The sequence below is a fragment of the Kitasatospora sp. NPDC114501 genome (assembly GCF_055633695.1).
The window spans coordinates 25,845-43,680 of record NZ_JBVKDS010000030.1 but is presented as its reverse complement, the minus strand read 5'-3'; the positions used below and the strand labels follow the sequence as shown (position 1 = coordinate 43,680).

The following is a 17,836-nucleotide window of genomic DNA, read 5'->3' as shown; positions in this document are numbered from 1 at the left end:
GAACCTCGGCGGTCGCGAGGGCGCCCACGGCGTTCCGGGCGCGGCCCTGGTCTCCGACGGGAGCCACGGGGTCATCGGCCGGTGATGGTGAACTCGCCCTGGAAGCTCCACACGAACAGGCAGACGCGTTTGTCGGGACGAAGCGCCCGGTCAGAGGATCGTCGATGGCGACCCCTCTGACCTGGCTTCTCCTCCGCGGCGGCGGCCGTTTTCAGCACGGTGAGCACGTCCTTGCTCCGGTGCATCCCGGCGGCGTCGTGGAGAGCGCGCGTGCATACCATGGTGCCGCTGGCCTCGACTCGGCCTCCAGATCCCCTGCCAGTGGCATTCCGCCGGGTCGCCTGGCCCCGCGAGGATACGGAGCCTTCGGGGGCTGGGACGGCACGGAGAAACGGAGTGAGACATGCAACGGCGGGCGCTGCTGGGTCGGGAGGCGGAGCGTCGCGCGCTGGCTGCCCTGGTCGAGCAGGGGGCCACCGGGTCGGGCGGCGCGACGGTGATCGTCGGCGCGCCGGGGATCGGCAAGTCGGCACTGGTCGCAGAGGCCGCGGCCGCGGCGGCGCGCGGCGGGACCCAGGTGATCACCGCCGTGGGGGTCGAGTCGGAGGAGAACCTGCCCTGTGCCGGTCTGCACCAGCTGGTTCACCAACTGCGGGACAGGATCGACGACTTGCCGGGACGTCAGCGCACCGCGCTGCTCGCGGCCGTCGGGCTCGTCGACGAGGCCGTCCCCGATCTGTACCTCGTCGGCCTGGCCGCGCTGACCCTGCTGACGGACGCGGCAGCGAAGGCACCTCTCCTGGTGGTCATCGAGGACGCCCACTGGATGGACCGTGCCAGCCTCGACGTGTTCGGGTTCGTGGCGCGGCGGATCGAGTCCGACCCCCTCGTCCTGGTCGCCGTCACCCGGAACCTTGACGACCACCTCAGCTGCGCCGGCCTGCCCGTGCTGCACCTGGGTCCGCTGACGGACGAGGTGTCGGGCGAGGTGCTGGACGCGGTGGCCCCCGGCCTGGGACAGCAGGTCAGGAGGCGGCTGCTGGAGGAGTCCGCCGGGAACCCGCTGGCGCTGACCGAGCTGCCGGCCGCGCTGCAGTCGGTCGGCGGGGCGTACGCGCTCAACCCGGGACCGCTGCCGCTGACCGCGCGGCTGGAGCGGACCTTCACGGCACGGGTCTCCTGCCTCCCGGCCGACACCCGTGCGGTCCTGCTCCTCGCGGCCCTCAACGGTGACGGAACGATGGACGAATGCCTCGCCGCCGCGACCCGGATGCTCGGGACGGCGGTCGGCGTCGCCGCCTTTGACGCGGCGGTCGACGCCGGTCTGGTGGAAGCCCAGGGGCTGGCCTTCAGGCACCCGCTCGTCCGCTCGGCGATGTACCACGCCGCCACCGCCGCGGAACGACAGGCCGCACACGCCGCTCTGGCCGCCGCGCTCCAAGGGCAGCCCGATCGGCAGGCGTGGCACCGCGCCGCGGCCACCGCCGGTTTCGACGAACGGGTGGCACGGGAGCTGGACTCCACGGCCGGCAGAGCCCTGCGGCGGGGCGGTGTCGCCGCGGCCCTTGCCGCGCTGAGGCGGGCGGCGGAACTGACGAAGGACCCGTCCGCGCGGGCGGACCGGCTGCTCCGGGCGGCGGAGCTCGCGCTGGAGTCCGGCCAAGGAGACGTCGCGGCGCATCTGCTGGCCCAGGCGCGCTCACTGGACCTTTCCGTCCGGGACCGAGGCCGCGCGGCCTGGGTCAGCATCGCGCTGGCCGAGGGAACGCGGGGCGAGGGCGCCGCGACCGCCGAACTGGCCGAGCTGGCGGTCGAGATCGCCGCCGGAGGCGAGTCGACACTGGGGCTGCGCATGCTGTGGAGCGCGGTCCTGCAATGCTTCTGGGGAGAGCCGGGACCGGCCGCCCGCGAGCGCGTCGCCGCCGCCGCAGACCGGATGCCCGTGGACGCCGACGACGCCGACCTGGTCGCTCTGCGGGCGTACTCGGCGCCGGTCGACCGCAAGGGAGCGGTCATGGAATGCCTGGCGGGTCAGCTGCGGCGCGCCTCCGAGAACGCGGAGGGGGACCAGCTCCTGGGCGCCGCCGCCGTGACGGTGGGCGCCCCCGCCCTGGCGAGCCGGTTGACGACGAGATCGCTGGACGCCCTGCGAGCGCAGGGCAGGCTGTCGATGCTGGCCCGCGCCCTCTGCGTCCAGGCGGGGAGCGCCGCACGGCTGGGTGACGTGCGCGCCGGCCTCCTCGCTGCGGAGGAGGCCGCGTCACTGGCCCGCGAGACCGGTCAGCCCCTCGTGCACGCGATGGTGAACGCCATCCGCGCGCAGCTGGCCGCCGTCAGCGGTGACCCGGCGGCGGAGGCGTGGGCGGCGGAAGCCGAGCGCGCTGCCCTGCCCAGCGGAGGGCGCCCGGTGCTGGCCATCCTGCAGACGGCCCGCGGGCAGGCGGCGCTCTGCGAGGGCCGCTACGGCGACGCGTTCGGCCACCTGCACCGGGTCTTCGACCCGGCCGATCCCGCCTTCCACCCCTGGCTGCGCTTCTACGCGGTCGCGGAGCTGGTCGAGGCGGCCGTGCGCAGCGAATCCGCGGAGGCGGCGCGCGACGTCATGCGGGAGCTGACCCCGCTCGGCGAAACGACTTCCTCGCCCGCCCTGCTCTGCGGGTTGCGACTGGGCAGAGCCCTGCTGAGCCCGCAGGACGACGCCGAGCCGCTCTACAGGGCGGCCCTCGACGCGGTCCCCACGGACTGGCCGTTCGAGCGGGCGCGGGCGCGCCTGGCCTTGGGCGAGTGGCTGCGGCGCCACCGGCGCCCCGCGGAGTCCCGCGTCGTCCTACAGGCCGCACGCGAGATCTTCGTCGCCCTCGGCACGTCGGCGTGGGCGGAGCGGGCACGGCAGGAGCTGCGCGCCGCGGGGGCGTCGTCGCCCCGTCAGGATCCGGCCGTGGTCGACTCGCTGACCTCGACCGAGTTGCACGTCGCCCAGCTCGCCGCGCAGGGCCTGACGAACCGGGAGATCGGCGAGCGGTTGTACGTCTCGCCCAGGACGGTGAGCACCCATCTCCAGCGGATGTTCCCCAAACTGGGTGTGGCGGCCCGCGGCGAGCTCGCCGCGGTCCTGGGTGGCACCATGACGTACCCCGAAGGCGCAGCATCATGACGTACGCCGAAGACGTAGTCCGACGGACGCGGTCCGACCTGCTTGTTGCCTAGGTTCGTGCCATGCCCGGTCCGCACACGGCGGACGGGCGGGAAGGCACACCATGGGTACCGTCACCGTCGGCGCCGAGGGCTCGACCGGCATCGAGCTCTACTACGAGGACCACGGGTCGGGGCAGCCGGTCGTCCTGATCCACGGTTACCCGTTGGACGGGCAGTCGTGGGAGAAGCAGACCGACGCGCTCGTCAGGGCCGGCTACCGCGTCATCACCTACGACCGCCGTGGCTTCGGCCGGTCGAGCAAGACCATGACGGGCTACGACTACGACACCTTCGCCGCCGACCTGGACGGCGTACTGACGCAGCTGGACCTGCGTGACGTGGTGCTCGTCGGGTTCTCGATGGGTTCGGGCGAGGTCGCCCGCTACCTCGGCACCTACGGCTCGCAGCGGGTGGCGAAGGCGGCGTTCCTCGGTTCGCTCCAGCCGTTCCTGTTGCAGACGCCGGACAACCCCACCGGTGTACCGCAGAGCATCTTCGACGGCATCGCGGAACAGGCGCAGGCCGACCGCTACGCCTGGTACGAGAGCTTCTTCGTCGACTTCTTCAACTCCGACGAGACGCTCGGATCGCGGCTCAGCGAGGCCGCGCTGCGGGCGAACTGGGCCACCGCCGTCGGCTCTGCCCCCATGGCGGCCTACGCGTGCGTCCCGACGTGGCTGACGGACTTCCGGGCCGACGTGGAGCGCATCGACGTGCCGTCGCTGATCCTGCACGGGACCGCCGACCGCATCCTGCCGATCGACGCCACGGCCCGCGAGTTCCGCCGCCGCCTGCCCGACGCGCGGTACGTCGAGATCGACGGCGCTCCGCACGGGCTGCTGCTCACCCACGCGGCCGAGGTCAACGCCGCCCTGATCGACTTCCTCACCGCCTGAAAGCCGGCGTTTCCCCATTGCACGATGCACGTGTGTGGCTGTTCCCCGCGTTTGCGACTGAGCACGCCACGGAAGACTCGAACAGGATCGGGCGCCTCTCATGAACGCGGTCATGGAACCCGGAACCACTGCCCCCGACCTGACCCGGCCGAACGCCCTGCACCTCGCGTCGGACGTCGACTGCGACGCCTTCCTCAGGGACATCTACGACCGGTACGGCCCACTGCTCCTCCGCTACGCCACGCGCCTGCTGGACGGCGACTGGCACAAGGGCGAGGACATCCTCCAGGAGGCCGCCGCCCGTGCCTGGAAGCACGCCGGGTTCCTGGACGGCGGCAACGAACGCCTCAGACCGTGGTTGTTCACCGTGGTCAGGAACCTCGTCATCGACCATCACCGGGCTCGCCGGACGAGGCCGCTGGAGCTCGTGCCCGTCGAGGAGCTGGACGCCTCCCGCGACAGCACGGCCTCCACGATCGACTCCCACGTGGTCTCGCAGGCGCTGGGGGAACTGAATGAGCAGCAACAAACCGTCATACGCCTCATGTACTACCTGGAATGCAGCGTCAACCAGGCCGCCGAGCACCTCGGCATCCCGCCGGGCACCGTCAAGAGCCGTGCTTTCTACGCCGTGCGGGCGTTGCGCAGAGCTCTGGCGAAGCAGGGGATTCGGGGCTCGTCGTAGTCGGGCAGCGCCCGGAGCGCGGCTTCGTCCGTTCGCGGCGCGGTGTGAACCGGCGTCGAGTCCCCGCCGTGGTGTGAGGGAACGGTCGTCGTCACGAGTGAGGAAGTGTCTTGGTCACGGTCGAAGGAAAGAACACGGCCCGGTTCGAACCGGTCCGAGCGGCGCTGGCCGCGCACCTGGAGTCCGGCGAGGAGCTGGGGGCATCGATCGCCGTCGATGTGGACGGAGTGATGGAAGTCGACCTGTGGGGTGGGTACACCGACACGGCGAGGACCGTTGCGTGGCACCGGGACACGCTGGTCAACTTGTGGTCGACCACCAAGACCCTCAGCAGTCTGGCGGCCCTCGTCCTCGTCGACCGGGGCGTGCTGGACCTTCACCGCCCGGTCGCGCACTACTGGCCCGAGTTCGCCGCACAGGGCAAGCAGGACATCGAGGTGCGGCACGTCCTGGCCCACACCTCGGGACTCTCGGGCTGGGAGCGGCCCTTCTCCGTGGACGACCTGTACGACTGGCCGACCGCGAGCGCCCGGCTGGCCGCGCAGGCTCCCTGGTGGACGCCGGGCAGTGCCTCGGGCTACCACGTGCAGACGCAGGGGCAGCTGATAGGAGAGCTCGTCCGGCGGGTCAGCGGCCGGACTCTGGCCGCCTTCGTCGACACGGAGATCGCCGAGCCGTCCCAGGCCGACGTCCAGATCGGTGCGCGGCAGGTCGACTGGCCGCGCATCGCCGAGCTGGTGGCCCCTTCGCCGCTCTCCGGGATGCCCGCCGGCCTGGACCCGGAGGGGGTTTTCACGAAGACGCTGCTCGGCAGCCCCGCCCGGGACGAACACGTCGACACCCCGCAGTGGCGCCGGGCCGAACTCGGAGCCGTCAACGGGCACGGCAACGCACGAGGCATGGCCCGCGCCCTCTCCGTGATCTCACGACGCGGCCGGGTGAACGGCCGCCGGCTTCTCTCCGCGGACACGGTCGACAAGGTCCTCGACGTGCAGTCCGACGGAGTCGACCTGTTCCTGGGCGTCCCCGTGCGCTGGGGCCTGGGCTTCGCGCTGGCCGACGCGAGGACGATGCCGCACATGCCCGGCGGGAGGGTCTGCTTCTGGGTCGGCCGGGGCGGATCGATCGTCGTGATGGACCTCGATCGGCGCGTCACGTTCGCGTACACGATGAACCGGCTGGGCGACGGCCTCCTCGGCTCGGAACGCACCCACGGCTACCTCAGGCGGGTCTACGAAGTCCTGGCCACCGCGGACTGAGAGCCGCCCGGTCCCCGCCCCCGGAGGCCGCTCGGCGAACCGCGTCCGGCCTGCGGTCGGACGCCGATCACATCGCGAGGCGGCGGGAAGTCGCCGCCCTGCACCGGCATTCACCGCCTGCGCCGCAACGTCGCCGTTCTCGGGGTGAACCGAGCCGCTCCTTCCGTCGTAGGTCAGGACGCAGGACACCCCACCCCGCCGGCCGGGGTCGACGGTGTCCGAGCGGGGCCGCAGCCGGACAGCCGCCCTTCCGGTCGCTGCGGCACCGCCCGCCACTGTCCGGTCCGTGCCCGTCAGCCGGCGCGGACCGAACACACCAACTCATCTGTCCACCAAGCAGATCGGTGCTTCGTCTCCCGAACGCACCGCCCCATTTCGCCGGGCCCGGTCAGGGCCGACGGCCGAGGAAACAAGGACGTTCACGCATGCGCACCACCCTTCTCAACCGCCGATCCGCCCTGCTCGGTGTCACATCGGCCGTGGGGCTGGCCGTGGCCGCCGTCACCCTGCCCGGTGCGGCCGGTGCGGCACCCCTCCGCCCGGAGCGACCGACGATCGTGCTGGAGCACGGGGCGTTCGCCGACGCCGCGAGCTGGGACGGTGTCGTCACGCGGCTGCAGCGCGCGGGCTACCCGGTGGTGGCCGTCGCCAACCCGCTGCGCGGCCCGGCGACCGACGCCGCCTACCTGCGCAGCGTCGTCGACCACATCGACGGGCCCGTGGTCCTGGTCGGCCACTCCTACGGCGGCACCGTCATCAGCCAGGCCGCCGCGGGTCTGGAGGGCAAGGTGAAGGCGCTGGTCTACATCGCCGCGTTCCTCCCCGACACCGGTGAGAGCTCGCTCGGGCTGACCGACAAGTTCCCCGGCAGCACCCTCGGCCAGGCGATCGAGCCCGTCAACTACACCCTGCCGGACGGCAGTCAGGGCACCGACGTCTACATCAAGCCGGAGAAGTTCCGCGGCCAGTTCGCCGCGGACGTACCGGCGAACAAGGCCCGGCTGATGGCCGCCGGGCAGCGCCCGGTCGCCGCCGCCGCTCTGGAGGAGAAGTCCACCCTGGCCGCCTGGAAGACCATTCCCTCCTGGTCCCTGGTCACCACCCAGGACCTCAACATCCCGGTGGCCGCCCAGCGGTTCATGTCGGAGCGGGCGCACGCCCGCACCACTGAGATCGACGCCTCGCACGCGGTGTCCGTCTCGCGCCCCGATGCTGTCACGCGCATCGTGGAGGACGCGGCCCGGGCCGTTCGCTGACCGGAGTCCGGCCGGCGACCTGCACCATCCACCACCCCAGCACCCACCACTACCGGAAGGCAACAATCACCATGGCGTTCATCACCGTCGGCCAGGAGAACTCCACCGACATCGAGCTGTACTACGAGGACCACGGCACCGGGCAGCCGGTCGTGCTCATCCACGGCTACCCGCTCGACGGCCACTCCTGGGAGAAGCAGTCCGCCGCCCTGCTCAAGGCCGGCTACCGCGTCATCACCTATGACCGGCGCGGCTTCGGCCGCTCCAGCCAGCCCACCACCGGCTACGACTACGACACCTTCGCCGCCGACCTCGACACCGTCCTGACCACCCTCGACCTCACCGACGCCGTCCTCGTCGGCTTCTCCATGGGCACCGGCGAAGTCGGCCGCTACCTCGGCACCTACGGCTCGGCGCGCATCGCCAAGGCCGCCTTCCTCGCCTCGCTGGAGCCGTTCCTGCTCAAGACCGACGACAACCCCGACGGCGTCGACGGCACCGTCTTCCAGGGCATCGAGCAGGCCGTCACCGCCGACCGCTACGCCTACTTCACCGCCTTCTACCAGGACTTCTACAACCTCGACGAGAACCTCGGCACCCGCATCAGCGAGGAGGCCGTCCGCAACAGCTGGAACGTCGCCGCCGGCGCCTCCTGGTACGCCTCCCTGGCGTGCGTGGCGACCTGGACCACCGACTTCCGCACCGACATCGCCAAGATCGACGTCCCCGCGCTGATCCTGCACGGCACCGCCGACCGCATCCTCCCCATCGAGGCCACCGGCGAGCTCTTCCACCAGGCCCTCCCGAAGGCCGACTACGTCGTCGTGGAGGGCGCCCCGCACGGCCTGCTGTGGACCCACGCCCAGGAAGTCACCGACGCCCTCCTCGCCTTCCTGGCCAAGTAGCCGCACCGTGGGCCCGCTCCGCCTCCTCCCGGCGGAGCGGGCCCACGGCGTTTCCGGAGAGGGCCCGATCAACGGCCCTGTGCCGGTCGGCGATCGCCGAAGACATAGCGGACGGTGACCGACATGCCGCGGCAGGCCCACCCGGGCTCCGGCCGTGGCCGTCGCCACGCCGCGCCACGCCCTGCATCCTCGCGGGTGCGTTCCCCACGCCCGCGCAGATGGCTGCGGTGCGGGCACGCGGAAGGGGGCCAGGCACCGGGTGTGCCTGGCCCCCTTCCGGGAGCGGTCGCCTGCGGCGGGTCAGCGGCCGGCAGCGCCCATCATCCAGGCGTGCTTCTCCAAGGTGCTGATGACCGCGTGGAGGAGATCGGCCGTGGTCGGGTCCTCCGCGTCGACCTCGTCGTGCAGGGTGCGCACGGTGTCGGCGACGGCGTACAGGCGGTCGGCGATCAGGGCGACGACGGCTGAGGTCGGGTGCTCCCCGCCGGGGAAAGCCGGCAGCGTAGTGGTGGTCGCGACGGTGCCCGAGCGGCCGTCGGGTACGGCTCCCAGGGCACGCATCCGCTCCGCGATGGTGTCGCCGGCCTCACGAGCGTCGTCGACGACCTGGTCGAGGTGCAGGTGCAGGTCCCGGAAGCCGGGGCCGACCAGGTTCCAATGCGCCTGTTTCCCCTGGAGGTGCAGTTCGACGAGGTCGGCCAGGATCGCTTGCAGCGCCGCGGCGAGCGTCGTTGAGGCGGTGAAACGCGCGGCGACAGCCGCGTTCCCGCGCCTGTGGTCGGGAAACACTGAGATAGTCACGTTCTGTCCTTGAGGTTGAACCTGTGACGGTCGGCCGGCAGCCTCTTCCTGTCAGCGCCGTGGTCGACGCCGCCGCAGGCGCGGGGTGCCGGCGGGGCGGTCGTCGAGGACGAAGCCCGCCGCGCCGGCCGGTGTCACTACTTGTCCAGTTCCGCGGTGACGGCCAGGCCCATGGCGAGCTGCCCCGTCAGGTTCGGATGTGCCGCCATGGTGTTCGGCGCGGGGGTCAGCGACTCGATCCACCGCTCCTCCCGCGGCGCACACATGTCGTGACCGATGGTGGAGGTGTAGGTGTCGACGTAGGACACGCCCGCGCCGCCACCCGCCCCGCGCCGCTCCAGGGCCCGGTTGAGCTTCTTAGCCATGTCCCGCAGCCAAACGAAGTCGCCCTTGGCGAAAGGTACTTCCGCGCAACCGACACCGTTGTCAGGCAGGACGGACGGATAGCCGACCACCAGCACCCTGGCGCCCGGCGCGCGTCGCTTGACGTCGGTGACGACGTCGCGGATACGACCCTCCATGGTGTTGATGCGTTCGCTCACCACGTCGGTGCCGCCCGCGTTGTAGCGGTCCTTGCACGGGCTGCCGGCAGGGTTCGAGGACGCGACGAGTACGCACGTGGTGAGGATCGAGGTGAAGCCGACGTCGTTGCCACCCAGGGTCAGCGTGACCACCTTGGTGGCCGGGGTGACGGCGTTGGCCTGTGGCGGCTTGGATCCCTGGTAGTTCCAGACGTGCCGCGTGGTGGCGCCACTGCACGTGACGTCCTTGAACACCGCGCCGCCGGTGAACGCCTTGGCGAACGTCGGGTAGCTGTAGCCGGTGCGGTCGCAGTAGGCGTCGTTGACCAAGGGCATCCCCGCGCCGGACGCGTAGGAGTCGCCCATGGCAACGTATTCGCCTCCGGTCGTCTGCTGCATCTGCACCGCCGCGCTGACAGGGGTGTCCGCCGCTGCCGGCCCCGCCAGGGAGAGCAGGGCGAGGGGCATCACGATCCCCAGCACGGCCCTACTGCTTCGCGGCCTTGTGATTCGAGCCATGTTTCTCCATGAATGTCGGATTGCCGTGCGTGGCCGGTGCGGTCCGCCCGGACACGCTTCTCACCGCACTACGACGGCGGGGACGCGCTGGTTCACCTCTGCCGGCGGCGGCTGGTGACGCGGCTCTGGCGCGGAGAGTGGGGGCGGACGGCTTCGCCTCCCGGCCGCGCCGGCGGCCTGTGCCGACACGGGTTCCCGTCGTCGCCCGTCCTGCGGTGCAGGCGTTCCGCCGGACGGGGCGGGCGTTCCGCCGGACGGGGCGGGCCGGCTTCAGGTCGGGGCGTCGAGAGCTTCGTGGACGTGCCGGAGGTTGCCGTGGGTGCGTTCCGTACCTACAGGCTGATCGCAACGGAGGGCGGCCAGGTCGGCTCGACAGTCGAGGTGTCCCTGGTCTTCAGCGAGCGGTCGGGCTCAACCTTCCGTCTTGGAGCGGGCCGTCCAGGACCTCGCATCCCGACCGTAGCGGGTGAGGAAGCGCGCGAACTGCAGGCGGTCCGCACTGTCCCAGTGCGCGGTGATCTCCTCGAAGGCGCGACGCTGCTCAGTGGCATAGGCCTTGCGCGCCGACTCCCCCGCGTCGGTGAGTTCGAGCAGGCTGCTGCGCCCGTCCTGCTGATAGGCGACACGGCGAAGCAGGCCCTCCGCTATGCACGCGGCGACGGCACGGCTGGCGACCGGCTGAGCGACGCCCATTTCCTCGGCAACGCCCCCCACCGTGATCTGGCCTGCCGCGTCGCCGACGACGTTCAGGACGATGTTGCGGGTCAGGTCTCCACGTCCGGAGCCCACGCGCCTGCGCAGCCGGGACAGTGCTGGCCCCACGTCGTCGAGGAGCGCGTCGTCGTCGGCGTGTACTGGCTGCCCTTGACTGGTCACACCCACAATCTACGACACTCCAGATGGACATACCCAACGCATGTATATTACTTAAGGTATTGATTTTGGCTGGTCCACCGAAGCGAGGCACGATCATGAGCACTACCGCCATCACCGGCGCACAGGTCTTCGACGGGGAGAAGCCACTCGGCGTCACCACCGTCGTGATCGAGGGAAGCCGGATCGTCCAGGTCGGCGGCGACGCCCCGGGCGGGGCCCGAATCGTCGACGGAACCGGAGCGACGCTGCTGCCGGGGCTGATCGACGCGCACGTCCACACTGACCGCGCCTCTCTCGCGCTGGCCCTGAAGTTCGGTGTCACCACCGAATTGGAGATGCAGGGCGCGAACACCCGCGACCGGCGCGCATCGATCAGCGAGGACGACTCGGTGGCCGACGTGCGCTCGTCCGGCTTCGCGCTGACCCCGCCCGGCGGGCACCCGAGCGAGCTGTTCCCTGAGGACTTCCACCCGGGCAAGGCCAGTGGCCCGGGCGGCGGTCACCGGGGCGAGCCGCCCTACCGCCCCGACGCAACCAGCCCCGAGGCAGCGGCGGCCTCCATCCCGCAGCTGATCGCGCACGGCTCCGACTACATCAAGTTCATGATCGACGACGGCAGCGTCGAGGGGCACCCGGGCCTGCCCATGCTCGACCAGGCCACCTTGAACGCCGGGGTGACCGCGGCCAGGAAGCACGGCGCGCTGACCGTCGCCCATGCCCTGACCATCGACGCCACCCGCATGGCCCTTGAGGCCGGGATCGACGGTCTGGTGCACCTGTTCGTCGAACCGGCGACCGACGAGATCGTCACCATGATCAAGGACGCCGGAGCGTTCGTCGTGCCCTGCACCGTGCTGGACGCCTCCATGATGGGCATCACCGGCGACCGGCTGGCCGACGACCCGCGCGTGGCCTCCCGCCTGGACACCGACTGGGACGCCACCTTGCGCTCCTGCTTCGGCCACTACCCCCAGGGCAAGCTCCAGCACGTTCTGGAAAGCGTCAAGGCCCTCGCCGACGCGGGGGTTGACTTGCTGGTGGGCACTGACGCTTCCCAGCCCGTGCCGTTCCTCGGCGGCCTGGCCCACGGCGCCAGCGTCCACCAGGAGTTGCAGCACCTCGTGGCAGCCGGCCTGTCCCCCGCGGCGGCGCTGCGCGCGGCCACCGCCACGACCGCCCGCCGCTTCCACCTCTCCGACCGCGGCCGGATTGCCGAGGGCCTGCGCGCCGACCTGCTCCTGGTCGACGGCGATCCCACCATCACCATCTCCGACACCCTCAACACCCGCGCGGTGTGGCGCCGCGGCACCCGCCTGGCGGCCTGAACCCCCATCCGATCCAGGGCCGCGCCATAACGGGGCGTTTCGTCCCCGGGCCCGGGGCTCGTGTTCCGCGCCAGGCCGGGGTTGATTCGCCGGCGAGTCGGCGGGTCATGAGGCTGACCATCGCGAGGTGGACCACGGGCTTCGGAGCGGGCGGAGAGGGCTTCGTGGTCGCGGGCGAGACGGCGGTGGTTCACGAGCCGGCCCAAGGCCTGCTCAACTGCCCAGCGGCGGGGCTGGACGGCGAATCCCCTGGTGGCGGGGGCGCGGCGGACGATCTCGACGTCGATGCCGAGGGCTCCGGCATGTGAGGGCCAGGCCCTTCGAGGAGGTGGCGGTGGCGCCGGCCACGCGGCACTTGCGGTGGGGTTCGTTGCAGTTCCCCTTCTTCCTGCCGGGTATCCGGGCTCGGCGTCGTGTGCTTCCTCGCCCTCGGGGGGAGGTGGTCATAGTTGCTCCCGTCGTGGCGTCCGGGAGAGTCGCCGTCCGGGGCCTCCGCCCCGCCGCCCCGGGTGGGTGATGCAGCGGTGCCGGCCAGGGGTGCGGTCGGCGAGGACGTCCGAGACGCGACCGGCGGAGTGGAGGCCACCGTCGCGACGGGACGAGCAACGGCGATAACGAGCAGGACGATGACGCCGCGTCAGTTCGACGAGGACCAACTGCATACGGTCGTCGGCCGGAGCCGACTACGGGCCGGCTGGCAGCCGCCAGCGCCAGGTTGGGCCGAGGGCCCCGGGCCGACGACCTGATCCGGAAGTGGAAGCGTGACGGCATGTGGAGCGATTGCAGGCCGAAGCTGGCATGAAAGGCCTGATCACATGGGACGTGGGCGTGGACTTCACCATCGTCCCACCAGCACACCGCCGAAGCGCATGATGAGGGGTCTCCCACGCCCACAGGAGCCTCCCCGAGGCGTCGATACCGAGCCCGACGACCACGGCCTGGAGCGCTCCCGCGGCGGGCTGACCACCAAGCTGCAGCTGGCGACCGAGCAAGGGCGCGCAAACCGTTGTTCCTGCTCGTCACTGCTGTCCAGCGGCACCGCAGCCCCAGTACCAGTCGGTCGAAGACGACACCCGGGTGCCCGAACCGGGCGGCGCTTGGCTTTGATCAGTCACCGTAGCCACCTGGTATCCCGCCCGGTGCAGCCCCACAACACAAGCCCTGTGCTGACGCGTGTCGTGGGGCTATGGCTTGGGTGACGGCCGTCCTGCCGGATCGGTTCACCTCCTGCACTGTCCCTGCCGCCCGCAGGGCTCCTCGGCCTGCTCGGTGAACACCTGCCGGGCCGCGTGACAGCTGGCGTGCGGCGCGGTGGAACGGGCCGGACGGGGTCAACTGTGCTGCAGGCAGCGCTTGAGCTCGTTGAGGTCGTAGAAGTGGCGATCCTTGGCGACGGGCGTGCAGGAGGGCTTGAATGCGGTCTCCTTCTCGTTGTAGAGCATGCGCACGAGGTACCTGGCGGGCTCTCCGGGCGCGGGCGTGTTCGCGAACAGATCCCATTGGATGTTCGCGGCCATCGGTGCGACGTCGGCACCGCGCCACGGGTTGTTCCGGTACGTGTACGGCGTCCCGGGTTCGGCGGGCTCGGTGCTTCCGGGCAGACCCATGAGGGCGGCGAGCGGCTCGATCTCCTCGGCGTGGGTGAACCGGAGCACCGCGCCCTTGTCACTGGTGCCTGCGGCTTTGGCCCCGGCCTGGGCGAGGAGGTCGTCGAGGAGGACGCCGGCCATCTTGTACGTGATCGTGCGGCCGCTGAAGGCGGGGCCCTTCTGGTAGAACTCCTCGGCGTCGTCCAGGTAGGCGAACCACTGGGCGTCGCGCGGGGTGAGGAAGCCGGTGAGGTCGACACCCGGCGCCTCGACGCTCAGATCGGGCGCCGCGCTGTAGAGCTGGTACAGCGAACGGGCGAAGGACACCTGCTCCTCGTCGGACATCGCCGCGATGAAGTCGTCCTGGAACAGGCGCGCCGCGACGTGCCGCGCGGCCTCGTCGGTTCGCGGGTCGTCCTCGATCCGCGCGAGGACGGCGGCCAGATCCGGGTCGCTCTTCAGGTAGGCCTGGTAGTCGGCATTCTGCGGCTGCTTGTGGAAGTACAGCAGGTCCTTGTCGGTGACCGGGGCCTTGATCAGACCGGTCAGCGCGGGATCGCCGGAGGTGAGACCGTCCGTGAACGCGTTGGCGCTCGCAACCGCACGCGGGACACCCGAGGTCTCCACTACGACGGGCTCGTGCCGGGCTGCGATGGCGTGGAACAGCGACGGGAGTCGCTGTTCCATGCGCAGCGCGGTCTGGCGGTGCTCGTCAGCCCCGCGTGCGGAGAGGTTGCCGTAGCCGAGGGTGGACGCGGCGTCCAGGAGTGATCGCACCTGCGGACCGAGTTCCGCGCCGAGGCCGGTGAGGGCGTTCTGTTGCTGGGCCGAGCGCAGGACGGCGAGCACCGCGTCACCGTCGTCGCTGTTCGTCATGGCTCGGGAGCCGTGGCGGGCGACGTTCTCGGTGAACACCGGGTTGAAGCCCTGCGGCGGCTTCTGGTAGCGGTTGGGCTTCTCCTGCGGTGCGTAGGGGGCCTTCGTGCCGTAGAGCTCCTGATGGGCGTAATGCGTACCGGTCCAGTCGCGGGCTGACGCGGTACCCGCGGTGGACAGCACGCCGGCGCTCAGGGCTACGGCGACGACGGCGGAGACGGTGGCGTGACGCTTCATGTCGCCCTTCGGGTTTGCTGTGTTCTGTCGGCCGGTGGTGGCGACCGGATTTTCGCAGGGATGGGGGAAAGATCGTGGGCGCCCCTTGGGGTTCCGGGTGAAGGGCAGTCGAACGCTGGCCGTCGCCGGCTGCCGGGGCCGGTTCCGCCGGTGTCGGCTGGGCGGATGGGCGCGGCTGACGGCCCCGACGCCGCGATGTCGTGTTCGGTACCCGGTGGGCCTGCCCGTCTGAGGCAGAGCCACCGGGGATTGGCCGAGGCCGACCGGTCAGGCCGGTTCGACGCAGAACAGCGCTGCCCGGACGTCGTCGACGCCGACGTCACCGCATCCGGCGACTCGGATGCGCAGTTGCTCACCAGGCAGCAGGGTGGCAAGGCCACGGTCGGCCGTCGCCGAGGGGCTGAGCCGGTCGGGCTGGAGCAGCAGGTCACGGACCAGGGTGCGAGCGGTGACGGTGACCTCGACTGCACCGTCGATGTCCTCGGCCAGTGCGAGGGTGACGTCGAACTGGGGCTTCGGGTAGGCGAAGTGGCGGTCCGCGACGGCGAGATGGACGGCCCGCTGCCCGTCCGCGTCGGCCACCAGCAGTTCGGTGGTCGAGCCTTCGGCCGGCAGGAGCTCCAGCGGGACCACCAGCCGGGTCACCGAACGGGCGTTCGTCCGCACCGGAAGTTCGGTCTGAGCCGTGATGGTGCCGTCCGCGGCGAGCCGGCGCAGCCGCAGCACCGTTTCCCAGGTCTGTCCGGCCTGGTTGACGAGGGCGGCTTCGGGCGCGCCGGTGACGCCGGGCGGTTGGAGGGTGAGCAGGCGGTCGGCGTACAGTCGTCGCAGCTCGTGGTAGAGCGGCTTGAGACGGCCGTCGCCGTCGATGGCGGCCCAGGAGGAGACCGGCCAGCAGTCGTTGAGCTGCCACACGATCGTGCCCGCGCAGCGTGGCCAGTGGGAGCGCCAGTGTTCGATGCCGGTGGCGACGGCGCGGGCCTGGACGACCTGGGTGAGGTAGTGCCACCGGTCGAAGTCCGTCGGGGGTTGGAAGTGGCGGGCGAGGCCGCGGTCGAGCTTGTCGTTGCCGTCGTCGGCCTTCTGGTGGTGGAGCATGCCGGGCGAGTCGGGTGCCAGGGCCTCCCCGGGCAGGGCTCGGCGGAGGGTGGCCAGGGTGGGCGGGGCCTGCCAGCCGAACTCGGCGACGAACCGGGGGACGTTCTCGCGGTACTCGCTGTAGTCCCGGCGGTTCCAGACCTCCCAGGAGTGGTGGGTGCCGTGGTCGGGATCGTTGGGGTGGTGGTCCCAGCTGCCGGACCAGGGGCTGCCGGCCGTGTACGGGCGGGTGGGGTCGAGTTCGGCGACGGTCCGGGGCAGCAGGCCGAGGTAGTAGCCCTCGCCCCAGGAGTCGCCGGCGAGTTCCGGCTCCCAGTCCCAGTCGCGGAAGCCCCAGAGGTTCTCGTTGTTGCCGTTCCACAGCACGAGCGAGGGGTGCGGCATGAGGCGGACGACGTTCTCCCTGGCCTCGGCCTCGATCTCGCCGCGCAGCGGCTGCTCCTCGGGGTAGGCGGCGCAGGCGAAGAGGAAGTCCTGCCAGACCATCAGGCCGAGTTCGTCGCAGGCGTCGTAGAAGGCGTGGTCCTCGTAGATGCCACCGCCCCAGACCCGGATGAGGTCGATGTTGGCCTCGGCGGCACGAGTGAGGCGCTCCCGGTAGCGAGTGGGGGTGACGCGGCTGACCAGGGTGTCGTCGGGGATCCAGTTGACGCCGCGGGCGAAGAGGCGCTCGCCGTTGACGACCAGAGTGAAGCCGGTGCCGTCCTCGTCGGGGGAGCGGTCGAGTTCGACGGTGCGGAAGCCGATCCGGCGGTGCCAGGTGTCCAGCGGTTCGGTGGCGTCGGAGAGGGTGACGTCGAGGTCGTACAGCGGCTGCTCGCCCCGGCCGCGCGGCCACCACAGTTCGGGACCGGGGACCGCCAGGACGAGTACGGCGGCGTCGCCGTCGAGCACGGTTTCGGCACTCGTGCCCGCGACGGCAGCCCGGACGGTGAGCGGATGGGTCGTGCCGGTGGCGGTGCGCTCGACGGTGAGGTGCAGTTCGACGCGGCCGTCGCCCTCGGCGACCGTCACCAGGGGCCGGACCTGAGCGATGCGGGCGGTGGACCAGTGCTCCAGGCGGGCGGGGCGCCAGATTCCGGCGGTGGGCAGGGTCGGGCCCCAGTCCCAGCCGAAGCTGCTGGCCATCTTGCGGATGTACTGGAAGGGCTCGGGGTAGACGTTGGGGCGGGCGCCGGTGAGTGCCCGGGTCTCGGCGGCCTCCTGATAGGCACTGGTGAAGTGGACGGCCAGCTCGCCGGCCAGACCGGTGACGTCGAAGCGGTAGCTCCGGTGCATGTTGCGGGTGCGGCCGAGTTCCGCCGCCCCGAGGGTGATCCGGGCAGCGGTGTCCAGGCCGGCGAACACCAGGTCCGTGCGCTCGTGGGCGCTGACCGGCGCCACGCGGGTGGTGTAGGTCCAGTCACGGCGGCCGACCCAGGCGACATCGTTCTCGTTGGCGGCGAGGAACGGGTCCGGGATCAGTCCGGCGTTCAACAGATCGGTGTGAACGCAACCCGGGACCGACGCGGGCACATGCTCGCCCTCGTACTGCAGGGCCCAGCCCTGGTCGAGCTGAGTGACTTCCTTCATGGTGCGGCTCCTGTCCGGTGGCCGGGCTTGTCGGTGGCGCCAGTGACGGTAGTCCGCATGGCAATCTCTGTCTATTAACCGGTTAGGTTCACTATCTTGGCCGCTAGAGGCGGCGATTGCAAAGGACGGCACAGCCTTCTGGCTAAATCGGTTCACCAGCCGCGTTCGACGTGACTGCCGGGGACTGGTCCAGCGCGGTCTTCCCGCCGCCGCGGAGCCGGCGCGG

The 17,836-nt window shown here is 71.2% G+C and carries 13 protein-coding genes and 1 pseudogene; 7 read left to right on the top strand and 7 right to left on the bottom strand.

Going from position 1 to position 17,836, the window contains the following annotated elements; genetic code table 11:
• Positions 1-71: 71 nt before the first annotated feature.
• Positions 72-227: a hypothetical protein gene (locus ACZ7RU_RS36140; protein WP_470345248.1), complete on the bottom strand. Its 156-nt coding sequence runs from the start codon at positions 225-227 to the stop codon at positions 72-74.
• Between the two features lie 176 nt (positions 228-403).
• Here ACZ7RU_RS36140 and ACZ7RU_RS36135 point away from each other — a divergent pair, with 176 nt between their 5' ends.
• The 6 genes from ACZ7RU_RS36135 (at position 404) to ACZ7RU_RS36110 (ending at position 8,196) form a co-directional block, all read left to right on the top strand.
• Positions 404-3,154 (top strand): AAA family ATPase, encoded by a 2,751-nt coding sequence (locus tag ACZ7RU_RS36135; protein WP_470345247.1) that lies wholly within the window; start codon positions 404-406, stop codon positions 3,152-3,154.
• Positions 3,155-3,257: 103 nt separating this feature from the next.
• The gene (locus tag ACZ7RU_RS36130) at positions 3,258-4,091 is read left to right on the top strand and encodes an alpha/beta fold hydrolase (protein WP_470345246.1); all 834 of its coding nucleotides are present in this window, start codon (positions 3,258-3,260) and stop codon (positions 4,089-4,091) included.
• A gap of 112 nt (positions 4,092-4,203) precedes the next feature.
• Entirely contained in the window at positions 4,204-4,776 is a 573-nt protein-coding gene (locus tag ACZ7RU_RS36125) for a sigma-70 family RNA polymerase sigma factor (RefSeq protein ID WP_470345245.1), read from the top strand.
• 110 nt (positions 4,777-4,886) lie between these two features.
• Complete coding sequence (locus tag ACZ7RU_RS36120) at positions 4,887-6,035, top strand: serine hydrolase domain-containing protein (protein WP_470345244.1); 1,149 nt, start codon at positions 4,887-4,889, stop codon at positions 6,033-6,035.
• 425 nt (positions 6,036-6,460) lie between these two features.
• On the top strand, positions 6,461-7,291 hold the full coding sequence (locus ACZ7RU_RS36115) for an alpha/beta fold hydrolase (RefSeq protein WP_470345243.1): 831 nt from the start codon (positions 6,461-6,463) through the stop codon (positions 7,289-7,291).
• 71 nt (positions 7,292-7,362) lie between these two features.
• Positions 7,363-8,196 carry an alpha/beta fold hydrolase gene (locus ACZ7RU_RS36110; RefSeq protein ID WP_470345242.1) on the top strand — a complete coding sequence of 278 codons (834 nt, stop codon included), beginning with the start codon at positions 7,363-7,365 and terminating at the stop codon, positions 8,194-8,196.
• Positions 8,197-8,496: 300 nt separating this feature from the next.
• Here the strand turns inward: ACZ7RU_RS36110 and ACZ7RU_RS36105 are convergent, their stop codons facing one another.
• The 3 genes from ACZ7RU_RS36105 to ACZ7RU_RS36095 all read right to left on the bottom strand — a co-directional run bounded on the left by ACZ7RU_RS36105 (position 8,497) and on the right by ACZ7RU_RS36095 (position 10,913).
• Positions 8,497-8,997 (bottom strand): Dps family protein, encoded by a 501-nt coding sequence (locus tag ACZ7RU_RS36105; protein WP_470345241.1) that lies wholly within the window; start codon positions 8,995-8,997, stop codon positions 8,497-8,499.
• A 137-nt stretch (positions 8,998-9,134) separates the two neighbouring features.
• Entirely contained in the window at positions 9,135-10,001 is an 867-nt protein-coding gene (locus ACZ7RU_RS36100; RefSeq protein WP_470345240.1) for an SGNH/GDSL hydrolase family protein, read from the bottom strand.
• Between the two features lie 447 nt (positions 10,002-10,448).
• Positions 10,449-10,913, bottom strand: coding sequence for a MarR family winged helix-turn-helix transcriptional regulator (locus ACZ7RU_RS36095; protein WP_470345239.1), 465 nt, complete (start codon positions 10,911-10,913; stop codon positions 10,449-10,451).
• Positions 10,914-11,008: 95 nt separating this feature from the next.
• On the opposite strand from ACZ7RU_RS36095, the gene ACZ7RU_RS36090 reads away from it, so the two are divergent.
• The gene (locus ACZ7RU_RS36090) at positions 11,009-12,238 is read left to right on the top strand and encodes an amidohydrolase family protein (RefSeq protein WP_470345257.1); all 1,230 of its coding nucleotides are present in this window, start codon (positions 11,009-11,011) and stop codon (positions 12,236-12,238) included.
• A 64-nt stretch (positions 12,239-12,302) separates the two neighbouring features.
• On the opposite strand, the pseudogene ACZ7RU_RS36085 reads toward ACZ7RU_RS36090, so the two are convergent.
• From ACZ7RU_RS36085 to ACZ7RU_RS36075, 3 genes and pseudogenes are all read right to left on the bottom strand, one after another.
• Positions 12,303-12,543, bottom strand: a pseudogene (locus tag ACZ7RU_RS36085) (IS5 family transposase); the annotation flags it as partial.
• A gap of 1,026 nt (positions 12,544-13,569) precedes the next feature.
• On the bottom strand, positions 13,570-14,940 hold the full coding sequence (locus tag ACZ7RU_RS36080; protein WP_470345238.1) for a histidine-type phosphatase: 1,371 nt from the start codon (positions 14,938-14,940) through the stop codon (positions 13,570-13,572).
• A 267-nt stretch (positions 14,941-15,207) separates the two neighbouring features.
• Positions 15,208-17,610: a glycoside hydrolase family 2 protein gene (locus ACZ7RU_RS36075; protein WP_470345237.1), complete on the bottom strand. Its 2,403-nt coding sequence runs from the start codon at positions 17,608-17,610 to the stop codon at positions 15,208-15,210.
• Between the last annotated feature and the right edge of the window lie 226 nt (positions 17,611-17,836).